Genomic DNA, 14,313 nt, shown 5'->3' on the forward strand with positions numbered 1-14,313 from the left:
TCTAACAGACTAAAAACGCAAAATAATGCAGATTGAGGTGACGCACCGACATCATTCTGTAAAACCCTACGCTGTACAAGACGGCCTCCTTAATCGCTTAGCGTCTCGGCACCGCTTTCCAATTCGGCGAAGGCCTGTCGGCGTTCCAGACGCAGGCGAGGGGGCTGGAGTAACAGCCGTAATCATGGGGTGATTGGGCAGTGGCAGATGAGTTTTTGATCTGAAAAAAACAGACCAATCCTGAAAGGTTGTAGGCAAATATTCCAACGGGTGAAGGCCGAAGCACACGTACGGGGCAAAGTAGAATTTTTGCTACAACCGAATTTCCAAGGCCCTGCAAAACTGCCGGAAACGCCCGGCATTCAAGCACCAGTGCTCCCTCCTAGAGTTCGACCTTCTGAAAAACGAGGTTGAACTCAATGCCCACACCGTCTATTCATCGTCCGCATCAACTCGCTTTGGCGATCGCCCTCTCTCTTGGCTGCATCGATATAACGATGGCTCAGCAAGCAGTGGTTGATACCGCTGTCGAAGCACCCGCCAAGAAAGTTCGAGTAGCCGCTTGGCCGAAAAAAGATGATCTTTTGTCGATCAAGAATTTCATTGGCCCGATGGAGCACGCCGTTAAACCCGCATCGCTTAAGCCTCCAGAACCGGTGACTCAGTTGCCGTCTGTTCCGGCTGCTCCGGAACCCGTAGATCTTGCAGCCCATCTCTACGACTTCCCCGAAACTTCCGCAGATTCGCTACAACCGAAAATGCCCGAAACACCCGCGGAAGATGTAGCCGCTTGGCCGGTCAATGATGATCTGTTAGCAGTTGAGAACTTCATTGGCCCGATGGAATACGCCGTCGAACCCAACCCGATTACGCCAGCAGTAGCAGTGCCCCCCGCTCCACCCTTGACTGCAACTGCAGAACCTATTGATTCAGCGGCACACCTTTACGAGTTCCCCGACCCCGCTGACGACCCAGTCGAAACGGTTGAGGATGAATTACCGATCACGTTCGACAACTTCGCGAATGCCGATAGCACCACGCGCACCCTTGCAGAAAAGCGGTATGAAACCATCGACGGCGTCTCGCTGAAACTGGGGGAGGAAGATGATCTTTTTATCGTCAACCACGGTGTCAGCTTTGCTGGGGAAATTCAGGGGGGTGGCGGGAAAAACGTAATACTGCTCGACTCCCCCGATGGCGGCACACTCGACAAAACCAGTAACTTTTTAGGGTTGCGAGTAGCGCAAGGAGCTTGGTCCTTGACGGGCAAAGACGACTTCGACCGCGGAGCCGAGGTGTTGGCTGGCGCAACGCTGTTCAATATGGGCAGTATTGCGGGTGATGCCATTGTTTACGAAGGTGGTCGCTACGGCGGCCAAGGCGAGGTACGCGATCTTTACGTAGAAGGTACATTGCTAGTCAGTGAGCCGCTTGGTGCCCCACGCATCAAAGGAAACCTGACGTTCACAAAGGACGCCACGCTATCCTACGCTGTAACGGCTGCTGGTAATTCCCCCACCATCATCGTCGAGGGTATTGCAGCGCTGGAGGATGCCTCACTGGAGGTTTCTGCATTGCCGGGCGACTATCCCGATAGCAGTGATTACAAGGTGCTCAAAGCTGGCCAGGTGGAAGGTGAATTCGGCCGCGTCACCAGTAACCTGGCGTACATGACGCCGACCCTGTCTTACACCAAAACTGAAGTGGCTCTTAACTACGCTCGCAATGGAGTGCCGATCGAAGATTTTGCCGCAGACGACAATGCTCGTGAGTTTGGCCGAAGCGTCGAAGATCCGGCGGCTAAAACCAGCGAGACCAATGCGGCCGTGACCGCCCTGCTCACCACCGATAAAGCCACAGCCACCTACGCTCTCGAACAACTGACCGGTGACAGCAACGCCAACCTCGCCAAGGCAACCTTGAACAGTGACAGCCCCGTCAGCGCCACCCTGCTCTCGGCTATGCGCCAACTGGACAGCGCAGCAGGCTTTGGCAATCAGAAAAGTGCACCACGCCTGGCCGCCGGCAGCGAAGACAACGGCAGAGTGTGGCTACAAGCCTTGGGTCACGGCGGAACGCTGGATCGCGACCACGATGCTCTGCAAACTTCTACCAAAGGTCTCGTTCTGGGCGCGGATTGGAGCGTCGATGAGGAGTGGCGCATCGGTGTGATGGGCGGCAAGTCCGACACTAGCCTGGACAGCCGTGATCTCGACGGCGATCTCGACAGCTGGCACTTGGGCGCCTATGCCCTGCGCCAGAACGGACCGATGTCGCTGCGCCTGGGCGCGACTTACAGCAGTCACGACGGCAGCACTAAACGACGGGTTGCCTTCAACGGTTTCAGCGACCGCCCCGAAGGTCGTTACGATGCCAGCACCCAGCAAGCCTTTGCGGAAGTGGGTTACAACATGGGTCGGGCGAATGTAAGCATCGAACCGTTTGCCAGCCTTGGCTATCAACGCTATCAGCGCGACGGCTACACGGAAAAAGGTGGCGCGGCAGCGTTGAAAGTCCACGGCCAAACCCAAGCCAATCTCAACAGCACTTTCGGCCTGCGACTGGCGAAGATCAATATGCTGGATAACGGCATGCAACTGACGCCGCGGTTCAGTGCCGGCTGGAAACACACTTACGGGGATATCGACAGCGACACCCGTCAACGGCTGGTAACGGGTGGGAAAAACTTCACGGTTTCCGGTGCGCCTCTGGACCGTGACAGCCTGCTGGTTGATGCAGGTCTCGACCTTGGCTTGTCAGCGAAACATACGCTGGGAGTCGGCCTGAATGGTGAGATCGGCACTGACAGCCGCAATCACGGCGTAATGGGTCAGTGGCGCATGACATTCTGATCTACCACTGACACACCGCAGTCCCTGTGGGAGCGAGCTTGCTCCCACATTTGCCACGCGAAACTCAGGACAAAAAAAAGGGGAGCACATGCCCCCCCGAGGTTTAAAACGGTGTATCGAGGCTGTTAATTCAGCCTTCGATCTCAATCAGGATTTCGCCCGGATTCACCCGGTCGCCCTTGGCCACGTGGATGGCGGTGACTTTGCCGGCGATGGCTGCCTGGACTTCGGTTTCCATCTTCATCGCTTCGGTGATCAGCACGGCTTGCCCTGCTTTCACGGTGTCGCCTTCCTTGACCAGCACATCGACGATGTTGCCCGGCATGGTGGTGCTGACGTGGCCTGGTGCCGTGGCTTGCTTGCGCTTGCTGCTGCCGCCGCTGACGAATTCGTTGAGCGGTTCGAACACCACTTCCTCCGGCATGCCGTCGATGGACAGGTAGAAATGACGTTTGCCTTCAGCCTTGACGCCGACACCGGTGATGTCGACGCGGTAGGTTTCACCGTGGACGTCGATGACGAACTCGGTCGGTACGCCTTCGCCACCGGCCGAGGCCACACCGCCCGCCTCAGGAATCGGCAGCAGCACTTCTGGCGTCAGGGTGCCGGCAGCACGTTCTTCGAGGAATTTGCGGCCGATGTCCGGGAACATGGCGTAGGTCAGCACGTCTTCTTCCGACTTGGCCACAGCGCCGATTTCGGCACGCAGTTTGGTCATTTCCGGCTTGAGCAGATCAGCTGGACGCACGTCGATCACTTCTTCGCTGCCGATCGCCTGACGACGAAGTTTCTCGTTCACGATGCCCGGCGCCTTGCCGTAGCCGCCTTGCAGGTAGAGCTTCACTTCGTTGGTGATGGTCTTGTAGCGCTCACCGGCCAGCACGTTGAAAAACGCCTGGGTGCCGACGATTTGCGAGGTCGGGGTCACCAGCGGCGGGAAGCCGAGGTCTTCACGAACCCGCGGGATTTCGGCCAGCACTTCTGCCATGCGGTTCAGGGCGCCCTGCTCTTTCAACTGGTTGGCCAGGTTGGAAATCATCCCGCCCGGTACCTGATTGACTTGCACACGGGTGTCGACGGCGGTGAATTCGCTTTCGAACTGGTGGTACTTCTTGCGCACGGCGTAGAAGTACAAGCCGATCTCTTGCAGCAGTTCGAGGTTCAGGCCTGTGTCGAATTCGCTGCCTTTAAGGGCGGCGACCATCGACTCGGTGCCAGGGTGGCTAGTGCCCGACGCGAAGCTGGAGATCGCAGTGTCGATGTGGTCGGCACCGTTTTCGATAGCTTTGAGTTGGCACATCGTGGCCAGGCCTGCGGTGTCGTGGGAATGGATGAAGACCGGCAACGACTGCTCGGATTTCAAAGCCCTGACCAATTCGCCCGTGGCGTACGGAGTCAGCAGGCCGGCCATGTCCTTGATCGCCACCGAGTCGCAACCCATGGCTTCCATCTGTTTGGCCTGGGCCACGAACGCGTCGATGGTATGCACCGGGCTGGTGGTGTACGCGATGGTGCCCTGGGCATGTTTGCCCGCTGCTTTCACCGCTTCGATGGCCGTACGCAGGTTACGCACGTCGTTCATGGCGTCGAAGATACGGAACACGTCGATTCCGTTGACCGCTGCCTTGGCGACGAAAGCTCTGACCACGTCGTCGCTGTAGTGGCGGTAGCCCAGCAGGTTCTGGCCACGCAGCAGCATTTGCAGGCGAGTGTTAGGCAGCGCGGCGCGCAATTGGCGCAGACGCTCCCACGGGTCTTCTTTCAGGAAGCGTACGCAGGCGTCGAAGGTCGCGCCGCCCCAGCATTCCAGCGACCAGTAGCCGACTTTGTCGAGCTTGTCGCAGATCGGCAGCATGTCTTCGGTGCGCATGCGTGTCGCGAGCAGCGATTGGTGGGCGTCGCGCAGGATTGTGTCGGTAACGTGGATTTTCTTGGACATTGGAATATTCCTCACAGGCCTGCGTGGGCGGCGATGGCGGCGGCGATGGCCAGGGCCAGCTCTTCGGGTTTGCGCTTGATCGAGTAGTTGGTCAGTTCAGGGTGGCTTTCAACGAAGCTGGTATTGAACTGACCGCTGCGGAATTCCGGGTTACGCAGGATTTCCTGGTAGTACGCGGCGGTGGTCTTGACCCCTTGCAGACGCATGTCGTCGAGGGCGCGCAAACCACGGTCCATCGCTTCTTCCCAGGTCAGCGCCCACACCACCAGTTTCAGGCACATGGAATCGTAGAACGGCGGAATGGTGTAGCCGGTATAGATCGCCGTGTCGGTGCGTACGCCGGGACCGCCGGGTGCGTAGTAACGGGTGATCTTGCCGAAGCTCGGCAGGAAGTTGTTTTTCGGGTCTTCGGCGTTGATCCGGAATTGCAGCGCGAAACCGCGGTGCTGGATGTCTTCCTGTTTCACCGACAGCGGCAGGCCGGACGCAATGCGGATCTGCTCACGGACGATGTCGATCCCGGTGATTTCTTCGGTGATGGTGTGTTCCACCTGCACCCGTGTGTTCATCTCCATGAAGTACACCTCGCCCTCGGCGAGCAGGAACTCCACGGTGCCGGCATTTTCGTAGCCCACGGCCTTGGCTGCGCGCACCGACAGGTCGCCGATGTAGGCGCGCTGTTCCGGGGTCAGTTGCGGGCTCGGAGCGATTTCGATGAGTTTCTGGTTGCGGCGCTGGATCGAGCAATCACGCTCAAACAGGTGCACCACATTGCCAAAGCTGTCGCCGAGGATCTGCGCTTCGATGTGTTTCGGATTGACGATGCATTTTTCCAGGAACACTTCCGCGGAACCAAACGCCTTGGTGGCTTCGGAGATTACCCGCGGGAAAGCCTGTTCGAGTTCTTCGCGGCTGTCGCAGCGACGGATACCACGACCACCACCACCGGAAGTGGCCTTGAGCATCACCGGATAACCAATACGATCACCTTCGACCAAGGCTTCGGCGATGTCCGCTACGTTGCCTTCGGTGCCCGGCGTGACCGGCACGCCGGCCTTGATCATGCTGCGACGTGCTTCAGTCTTGTCGCCCATGCGGCGGATGACTTCAGCCGATGGACCAATGAACTTGATGCCGCGCTCGGCGCAGATGTCGGCCAGTTCAGCGTTTTCCGAGAGGAATCCGTAGCCGGGATGCAACGCATCACAACCGGTTTCCACAGCCAGGTTCACCAGCTTGCGCGCATTCAGGTAACCGGCCAGTGGCTCGGCACCGATGCTGTGGGCCTCGTCCGCGCGTTTCACATGCAAGGCATGGCGGTCGGCGTCGGAATAGATCGCGACCGAGCGAATGCCCATCTCGGCGCAGGCACGCACGATTCGTACGGCAATCTCACCACGGTTGGCGATCAGGATCTTTTTTATCACTTGGAGGTTCCCTTGAGCCGGTGGTACCCACGACCTGCTAGACCAGGTCGACGCGTGACTAAATGTTTCGATTTAGTCGCAGCCCCACACTAGCCCCCACAAGGGATTAACAAAAATGAATAATAATTGGGTTAGCCATAAGTAAAGACTTATAGTTGATTGATCAGTCTGTGGCGAGAGTGCTTGGAAAATGCGTAAGTCATTGATGCGTATGACATTGCGTCAATTGCAGATCTTCAATGAGGTCTGTGATTTGCGATCCTACAGCCGAGCGGCCGACGAAATGTCGCTCACACAACCTGCCGTGAGCCTACAGATTCGTCAACTTGAAGAGCTGATTGGTCAGCCTTTATTCGATTACGTCGGCAAAAAACTCTACATGACTGAGGCCGCCGAAGCACTACAGCGTGCCAGTCGGGACATTTTCGGGCGCCTGGAAAACCTCGACATGCAGCTTTCGGACATGCAGGGATCGCTGCAGGGTCAACTGAAACTGGCGGTGGAATCCAGCGCCAAGTATTTCGTCCCGCACTTGTTTGCTGCATTCAAGCGTCAGCATCCGGAAGTGAATCTGCAACTGACGGTGGTCAACCGAGGGCAGGTGATCCGTCGACTGTCTGATAACCGCGACGACTTGGTGATCATGTCGATGGTGCCGCAGGACATGGGCCTGGAATTTTTGCCGTTCCTCAACAACCCGATCGTTGCCGTCGCGCCACCGGACCATCCTCTGTGCCATATGGGGCCGCTGCGCTTGCAGGACCTTGAACCGTACACACTGCTGCTGCGCGAACCCGGTTCCGGTACACGAATGGCTTGCGAGGAGTATTTCAAGGAGAAGCGCGTGCACTTCAACCAGACCCAAGAGGTCGCCTCGGCGGAAGCCCAGCGTGAATGTGTACTGGCGGGTCTGGGCGTCGCGCTGTTGACGCGCCACGCCCTGAACCTTGAGTTGGCGACCGGTGGACTGATCGAGTTACCGGTCGAAGAGCTGCCGCTGTATCGCAGCTGGTGCCTGGTGCAAGCCAAGGCGAAACGGCTGTCGCCAGTGGCGCACGCGTTCCTTGCGTTTATCCGCAGCGAGCGGGTGCAGATCAGCGCGCTGGTTGAGCGTTTCGACGGGAAGTTGCGGGAGCTGCCTGCCAGTAGTTGAGCTCCAGCTCGGGGAAATCACCGATCTCTGCCAGCAGCTGACGGCGTTCGCAGCGATCTTCGATGGCGCGGCGAAATTCCATGCGGCGCTGATCTTCTTGCTGACGACGGGTTTTGGCGGCGCTGTTGCGTTCTTCGTAGGGCTGGGCCATTTCGAGTCTCCCAAGGCGATTACGGGAGTTTCAAGATAGGCGCACGGGATGACGGTTTGGCGGCTTGTGCGTTACAGACAGATGAATGTTGCCGTATTCGAGGGCGCCATCGCGAGCAGGCTCGCTCCCACAGGTGGACCGCGTCCGTCAGGACAACTCGATCAAATGTGGGAGCGAGCCTGCTCGCGATTAAGGTCGGAACGACCTTACGACGACGTCAGTCGTCCAGGGCTTTCACCGACTTGGGCGACAGCCGCAAGCTGCGCAGGCTGCGTTTGACGCTCTTGAGGTGGTTGACCAGGCTCGGCCCGCGCGCCATGGCCACGCCCATCGCCAACACGTCGATCACCACCAAGTGAGCGATACGCGAGGTCAGCGGGGTGTAGATTTCCGTGTCTTCGTGTACATCGATCGCCAAATTGACGGTCGACAGTTCAGCCAACGGCGTCTGACTCGGGCACAAGGTGATCAACGAGGCGCCGCTCTCACGCACCAGGTTCGCCGTGATCAGCAAATCCTTGGAGCGCCCGGACTGGGAAATACAGATCGCCACATCGGTCGGCTTCAAGGTGACCGCCGACATCGCCTGCATGTGCGGGTCGGAATACGCCGCCGCGGTCAGCAGCAAACGGAAGAACTTGTGCTGGGCGTCCGCCGCCACCGCGCCCGAGGCACCAAAGCCATAGAACTCGACGCGTTGGGCCTGGGACATGAGCGACACCGCCCTTTGCAACTCCACCGGATCGAGCTTCTCGCGAACCTCCATCAGGGTGTGCAGGGTGGTGTCGAAGATTTTCAGGCTGTAGTCGGCGACCGAATCGTCTTCATGGATCGCAAACTGACCAAAGCTCGCGCCAGCCGCAAGGCTCTGCGCCAGCTTCAGCTTCAAGTCCTGGAAACCGGAACAACCGATGGCGCGGCAGAAGCGCACGATGGTCGGCTCACTGATGCCCACGCTATGGGCCAGGTCGGCCATGGAGCTGTGCATCACCGCCGCAGGATCAAGCAGCACGTGGTCGGCGACCTTGAGCTCCGACTTGCGTAAGAGGTGGCGTGACTGGGCGATGTGTTGCAGCAGATTCAAAGGGCTGGACTCTTTGTTATTGGCAGGTGCCGGAGATGTAGCAAGCTTGTAGTTATACTACATGAATCGGCTTTTTGCCTGCTCAATGCGTAACTCGATGTCCCCATTCCACGCCACATGCGCTCCATGTAGCACTGCGGCCCCTGTAGCAGCTGCCGAAGGCTGCGTTCGGCGGCGAAGCAGCCGTAAGTTCATACAACAGGGTCTTTCAGGAAAACCGCGTGCACAGATATTGGCGAGGACTACGTCCTCGAACGCAGCCTCGCGCAGCTCGGCAGCTGCTACAGGGGATTCATGCCGTGTTGTAGAAGTGTAGCCAGGTCATTGGCCTCGACTGGGCGGCTGATCAGGTAACCCTGCACTTCATCGCAGCGTTCGGCTTTCAAAAATTCCAGCTGCTCCGGCCGCTCGACACCCTCAGCCACCACTTTCAGCGACAAGCCATGCGCCATGGCGATGATTGCCCGGGTAATCGCTGCATCCTCGCTGCCCTCCCCCAGACCGCGGATAAACGCCTGATCGATCTTCACGTAATCCACGGGAATGCGTTTGAGATAGCTCAGGGACGAATAGCCCGTGCCGAAATCGTCGATCGCCAGCTTCACACCCAGATCCCGCAACTGCTGGAAGGTCGCAATGATGTGCTCGACGCTGTCCAGTAACTGGCTTTCGGTGAGTTCGAGTTCCAGGAAGTGCGGCGCCAGGCCGGTTTCTTCCAGCACCTGCCGCACCAGGCTGACGAGCTTGCCTTGGCGCAATTGATGCACCGACAAATTGACCGACACGCGAATCGGATCGAGCCCCTGACGCTGCCATTCGCAGGCCTGCCAACAGGCTTGGCGCAACACGAACTCGCCGATCGGACCGATCAGCCCGGTTTCCTCGGCCAGACCGATAAAGTCCCCCGGCGGCACCCGGCCCATGGTCGGATGATCCCAACGCACCAGGGCTTCGGCAGCGTTCAGGCGTCCGGTGGCGAGGCAGAGTTTCGGTTGGTAAAACACCTGGAGCTGCTTTTCTTCGATGGCTTTGCGCAGCTGATTCTCAAGCTGCAAGCGCTCAAGGGTGCTGGCTTGCAGGCTCTCGGTATAGAACTGGAAGTTATTGCCGCCCAAGTGCTTGGCGTGCTGCATGGCAATGTTCGACTGGCTGACCAGCGCGGAAACTTCCCGGGCGGTGTCCGGCAACATGCTGATACCCATGGAGGCGCTGACCACCAGTTCATGACCATCGACGGTAATCGGCAAACGCAGTTTGGTCGACAATCGGGTCGCCACGCGCGCCAGGCTCGACAGGTTGCCGTAGGCATCGAAGATCACCGCGAATTCGTCACCGGAAAGCCGCGCGATGGTGTCTGCCTCTGGCAGTGCGTTGACCAGCCGCCGGGCCATTTTCTGCAATAACTGGTCGGCAACTTCATGGCCAAGGCTGTCATTGAGCAGCTTGAAGCGATCCAGATTGATATGCAGCAGCGCCAGGCTGCGACGCCCGCCCTGACGCACTCGCTGATGAGCCTCACGCAGTCGTTCGCGGAACAACGAACGGTTGGCCAGGCCAGTGAGTTCGTCGTAATGGGTCAGATAGCGCATGCGCTCTTCAGATTCCCGTCTCGCGGACAGATCGGCGAAGAAGCCAACAATATGGCTTACATTTCCCCGAGCATCTCGAACAGCGTTCAGTTGCAGCCACTGTGGATAGAGCTCACCGTTCTTGCGGGTTTCCACCAGTTCGCCCTGCCAGGTGCCGTGTTGCTCCAGCGCCTGATGAATCGCGACGTAATGCCGGCGCGCATCGCGGCTGCACGGCAACTCGACGACGTTACGCCCGATCATGTCTTCGATGTCGTAGCCGGTGACGCGGCTGAAAGCCTGATTGATTGCAATCAGTGCGTAATTCGGGTCGAAAATCACGATGCCTTCGCTGGCCGCCTCGAACACCGTCGCCGCCAGCTGGCGCTGCTCTTCCTGGCCTTTGCTCGCGCTGATGTCGCGGCGAGTGCCGACCATGCGGATCACCCGACCATTTTCGCTGCGCTCGACCGCTCGTCCACGGTCCTCGATCCAGACCCAGTGACCGTCGCCATGCCGCACGCGGTATTCGATCTGGTAATCCTCGCTGCGGCCTTTCAAATGCTCGACCAGGGCACGGCGCAGCGACGGCAAGTCTTCAGGGTGAAGGCGCGGCTTGAGGTGGCTGAGCATCGCGGTCACGAATTCCGGCTCCAGGCCGAACAACTCCTGAAGCTGGGTGTGGTGGACTTCGTCGGTTTGCAGGTTCCAGTCCCACAGCCCGAGCTCACTGGCCTTCAATGCCAGCGCCAGCCGCGCTTCGCTCTTGCTCAGGGCCTGATTGGCCGCGTCCAGTTCCAGGCTGCGTTGAGCCACACGGTTTTCCAGCTCGACCTGGGCCTCACGCAATTTATCTTCAGCGCAGCGGCGGTGATCAATCTCTTTGGCCAACTCGTGATTGAGTTGGTCGCCGCAGCTCTGCGCCTGCTGCAAGTGTTCGATCAGGGCCTGATTCTGAAAGCGCCGCAGCAAGCCGCTGTCGATCAGCCGATTGACCTGCCAAGCCACCACGCTCAACGCCCCCAGCAAAATCAGCCCGAACCAGCCCCAACCCTGGCCTTGTTGATCGCCGCCCCAGAATAGATAGGCGATGGCCGGCAACAGGCAGGGCAAGGTAAAGGACAGGAACGCCGGTAGGCTGACCGCGTACGCGACGCTGGCCGACAGGGCGGCGGCGCCGATCAGGCCGAACACCCAGGCTTGTTGCATGAAATTGTCAGCGGGCACCAAGGCGATGCCGGCACCGGCCAGGGTCAGGCCAGTCATGGCAGAGCCCAGCAGGAACATGCGACGCCAGACCGGATGGGCCTGGCGGTTAGGAATGGCCGAATCGAAGGCTGCGACTTGAATAACCCGCAAGGCCACCAGCGACAATAACCAGATCAGCCAGACGCTGACGAGGAAGTAGCGCTGCGGACTCCAGAGCAGTCCGGCGCAGACCAGACCGTTGGTCAGCATGAACAGCGTAGGCAGCAGCGAGCCCTGGTAGAGCAAACGCGTGCGCTCGACCGCCATTTCCATGGCGTACTGTTTGCGGATAACCCGAGGCTCCACAGAGGGGCCCGACAGGTCGGAGCTGAGGGTCATAGGCAATGTTCTTGTTCTTATAATGATGAGCATGAGCCCGAAACGTGGACGGAGCATACACAAGCCAATGCCCTTACCAAACTGCCCCAGATCATAAATTCGACAAAATTTCCGGCCCCCGCCGCCCCCTGAAAACCCTTCGAGCGAGCCCCGCCAACGCTTGCAGCCAGTGACCGACCGGTCGTCATTCGTGCTTCTTTCATCGGCTAATGCAAAGCTCGGTTTGCCCGGTGTGACGGCGCACCCTAGAATGCCCCGATGCGCGATGATCTCTCCCTTCTGCTGAACTCCCTCAACGATGCCCAACGCCAGGCCGTAGCTGCCCGCGTGGGTCGTCAGTTGGTCCTGGCCGGTGCTGGTTCCGGTAAAACCCGAGTGCTGGTGCACCGTATCGCCTGGTTGATCCAGGTCGAGAACGCCTCGCCCCACTCGATCCTGTCGGTGACCTTCACCAATAAGGCCGCTGCCGAGATGCGTCATCGCATCGAGCAGCTGATGGGTATCAACCCGGCCGGCATGTGGGTCGGCACCTTCCACGGCCTGGCGCACCGCTTGCTGCGGGCGCACTGGCAGGAAGCCGGTCTGAGCCAGACCTTCCAGATTCTCGACAGCGACGACCAGCAACGACTGGTCAAGCGAGTGATCCGCGAGCTGGGTCTGGACGAGCAGCGCTGGCCGGCCCGTCAGGCCCAGTGGTTCATCAACGGGCAGAAAGACGAAGGGCTGAGCCCGCAACACATTCAAGCCAGCGGCGACCTGTTCCTGGCGACCATGCGCAGCATTTATGAAGCCTACGAGGCCGCTTGCCTGCGCGCCGGCGTCATCGACTTCTCCGAATTGCTGCTGCGTGCCCTGGACCTGTGGCGCGATCACCCGGGCCTGCTGGCTCACTATCAGAAGCGCTTCCGGCACATTCTGGTGGACGAGTTCCAAGACACCAACGCCGTGCAGTACGCCTGGTTGCGTCTGCTGGCCAAGGGCGGCGACAGCCTGATGGTAGTGGGCGACGACGATCAGTCGATCTACGGCTGGCGCGGTGCGAAAATCGAGAACATTTACCAGTATTCCGACGATTTCCCGGATGCCGAGACCATTCGTCTCGAACAGAACTACCGCTCCACTGCCGGCATCCTCAAGGCTGCCAACGCCCTGATCGCCAACAACACCGGGCGCATGGGCAAAGAGCTCTGGACCGATGGCGGCGAAGGCGAAGCGATTAATCTATACGCCGCGTTCAACGAGCACGATGAAGCACGCTACGTGGTGGAAACCATCGAAAGCGCGCTGAAAACCGGCTTGGCCCGCAGCGATATCGCGATTTTGTACCGCTCCAACGCCCAATCACGCGTTTTGGAAGAAGCGTTGCTGCGCGAGCGCATTCCGTATCGCATTTATGGCGGCCAGCGCTTCTTCGAACGCGCCGAAATCAAGAACGCCATGGCGTACCTGCGTTTGCTGGAAGGTCGCGGCAACGATGCGGCGCTGGAACGGGTCATCAACGTCCCGGCCCGTGGCATCGGCGAGAAAACCGTCGAAGCGATTCGCGACCATGCGCGCCACAGCGATGTGTCGATGTGGGAAGCCATGCGCTTGCTGGTCGCCAATAAAGGCCTGACCGGTCGCGCAGCCGGCGCACTCGGCGCGTTTATCGAGCTGATCGAGAACCTCGCCGCCAAGTGCATGGAAATGCCGCTGCACCTGATGACCCAGACAGTTATCGAACAGTCGGGGCTGATTGCCTACCACGAGGCGGAAAAAGGCGAGAAAGGCCAGGCCCGGGTAGAAAACCTTGAGGAACTGGTCAGCGCCGCGCGTAACTTCGAAAACGCTGAAGAAGACGAAGATCTGACGCCATTGGCGGCATTCCTCGGTCATGCGTCGCTGGAGGCCGGGGATACTCAGGCCGACGAGCATGAAGACAGCATTCAGCTGATGACCTTGCACAGCGCCAAGGGTCTGGAATTCCCTTACGTGTTCCTCGTGGGCATGGAAGAAGGCCTGTTCCCGCACAAGATGAGTCTGGAAGAGCCGGGCCGTCTTGAGGAAGAACGCCGATTGGCCTACGTCGGTATCACCCGCGCCATGCAGAACCTGGTGATGACCTACGCGGAAACCCGACGCCTGTACGGCAGCGAGACCTACAACAAGGTGTCGCGTTTCGTACGTGAAGTGCCGAAAGGCCTGATTCAGGAAGTGCGGCTGTCCAACAGCGTCAGCCGTCCGTTCGGCGGTGGCCAGCAGCAAAGTTCCAGCAGCCTGTTTGGCGGCAGCGAGATTCCGGACACTGGGTTCAGCCTCGGCCAGGCCGTACGTCATTCGGTGTTTGGCGACGGCGTGATCCTGAACTTCGAAGGCGCCGGTGCTCAGGCCCGGGTGCAGGTGAACTTCGGCGAAGGCAGCAAGTGGCTGATGCTCGGTTACGCCAAGCTGGAAGCGATCTAAAGCCCGACATTGATTGAATGTGGGAGCGAGCCTTCTCGCGATGAACGATAACGCGGTCAATTAGATGACCGCGTTATCCCCATCGCGAGCAGGCTCGCTCCCACAGGGTT

The 14,313-nt window shown here is 59.3% G+C and carries 8 protein-coding genes; 3 read left to right on the top strand and 5 right to left on the bottom strand.

Going from position 1 to position 14,313, the window contains the following annotated elements; all coding sequences use genetic code 11:
* Positions 1 to 419 precede the first annotated feature (419 nt).
* Positions 420 to 2,852 carry an autotransporter outer membrane beta-barrel domain-containing protein gene (locus ACYZT6_RS26930; protein WP_462029308.1) on the top strand — a complete coding sequence of 811 codons (2,433 nt, stop codon included), beginning with the start codon at positions 420 to 422 and terminating at the stop codon, positions 2,850 to 2,852.
* A 130-nt stretch (positions 2,853 to 2,982) separates the two neighbouring features.
* On the opposite strand, the gene oadA is transcribed toward ACYZT6_RS26930, so the two are convergent.
* Positions 2,983 to 4,791 carry a sodium-extruding oxaloacetate decarboxylase subunit alpha gene (oadA, locus tag ACYZT6_RS26935; protein WP_462029309.1) on the bottom strand — a complete coding sequence of 603 codons (1,809 nt, stop codon included), beginning with the start codon at positions 4,789 to 4,791 and terminating at the stop codon, positions 2,983 to 2,985.
* Between the two features lie 11 nt (positions 4,792 to 4,802).
* A complete protein-coding gene (locus tag ACYZT6_RS26940) occupies positions 4,803 to 6,218 on the bottom strand; it encodes an acetyl-CoA carboxylase biotin carboxylase subunit (RefSeq protein ID WP_046030798.1) in 1,416 nt (471 codons plus the stop codon).
* Positions 6,219 to 6,408: 190 nt separating this feature from the next.
* On the opposite strand from ACYZT6_RS26940, the gene ACYZT6_RS26945 reads away from it, so the two are divergent.
* The gene (locus ACYZT6_RS26945; RefSeq protein ID WP_131058980.1) at positions 6,409 to 7,371 is read left to right on the top strand and encodes a LysR family transcriptional regulator; all 963 of its coding nucleotides are present in this window, start codon (positions 6,409 to 6,411) and stop codon (positions 7,369 to 7,371) included.
* Here the strand turns inward: ACYZT6_RS26945 and ACYZT6_RS26950 are convergent.
* The 3 genes from ACYZT6_RS26950 to ACYZT6_RS26960 form a co-directional block, all read right to left on the bottom strand.
* On the bottom strand, positions 7,313 to 7,522 hold the full coding sequence (locus tag ACYZT6_RS26950; protein WP_438659658.1) for a PA3496 family putative envelope integrity protein: 210 nt from the start codon (positions 7,520 to 7,522) through the stop codon (positions 7,313 to 7,315). The two genes, ACYZT6_RS26945 and ACYZT6_RS26950, sit on opposite strands and share 59 nt — an antisense overlap.
* A gap of 217 nt (positions 7,523 to 7,739) precedes the next feature.
* Entirely contained in the window at positions 7,740 to 8,606 is an 867-nt protein-coding gene (gene hexR / locus ACYZT6_RS26955) for a transcriptional regulator HexR (protein WP_008027445.1), read from the bottom strand.
* Between the two features lie 281 nt (positions 8,607 to 8,887).
* Complete coding sequence (locus ACYZT6_RS26960) at positions 8,888 to 11,761, bottom strand: putative bifunctional diguanylate cyclase/phosphodiesterase (protein WP_462029310.1); 2,874 nt, start codon at positions 11,759 to 11,761, stop codon at positions 8,888 to 8,890.
* Between the two features lie 258 nt (positions 11,762 to 12,019).
* Here ACYZT6_RS26960 and uvrD point away from each other — a divergent pair, with 258 nt between their 5' ends.
* Complete coding sequence (gene uvrD, locus ACYZT6_RS26965) at positions 12,020 to 14,203, top strand: DNA helicase II (RefSeq protein WP_462029311.1); 2,184 nt, start codon at positions 12,020 to 12,022, stop codon at positions 14,201 to 14,203.
* The last annotated feature ends 110 nt before the right edge of the window (positions 14,204 to 14,313 follow it).

This window comes from Pseudomonas sp. RT6P73 (assembly GCF_054897715.1).